This is a genomic window from Vibrio sp. 1562 (genome assembly GCF_033340155.1).
GTDB lineage: Bacteria > Pseudomonadota > Gammaproteobacteria > Enterobacterales > Vibrionaceae > Vibrio > Vibrio alginolyticus.
The window spans coordinates 1-598 of sequence record NZ_JAWOVY010000551.1; the positions used below are offsets into that span (position 1 = coordinate 1).

Below are 598 nucleotides of genomic sequence, written 5' to 3' on the forward strand. Positions count from 1 at the left end.
AATAACAACATTAATTTCAGGTTAGGTTCGCTATGGAACTGGTTATCTCTCTCTTGCAGCAAATGTGTGTTTACTTAGTCTTGGCTTACATGCTGAGTAAAACACCCATCATCTTACCGCTACTGAGTATTTCGTCTCGCCTTAGCCATCGTTTAATTTGCTACGTGCTCTTTTCTGGCTTTTGTATCCTCGGGACGTACTTTGGCCTGCACATCAATGATGCGATCGCCAACACGCGTGCCATCGGCGCTGTCATGGGCGGGTTGTTTGGCGGGCCAGTAGTCGGTTTTGCTGTCGGCTTAACCGGCGGGATTCATCGTTATTCCCTTGGCGGCTTTACCGACCTAGCCTGTGCTATTTCAACCACTGCTGAAGGCGTGATTGGTGGCTTGTTACATGTCTACCTTATCAAACGCAACAAGGGCGCATTGCTGTTCAACCCAAGCGTGGTGTTCAGCGTGACATTTGTTGCCGAAGTTGTGCAGATGATTTTGTTGTTGGCCCTAGCCAAACCCTTCGACCAAGCCTACGAACTGGTGTCAGCGATTGCCTCTCCGATGATCATTGCCAACTCGTTCGGTGCCGCACTTTTCATGAG

At 49.3% G+C, this 598-nt stretch carries 1 protein-coding gene; it reads left to right on the forward strand.

What is annotated here, in order from left to right:
* Positions 1–32: 32 nt before the first annotated feature.
* On the forward strand, positions 33–598 hold a 566-nt coding region (locus R7Z49_RS26340), incomplete at its 3' end, for a LytS/YhcK type 5TM receptor domain-containing protein (RefSeq protein ID WP_318112611.1).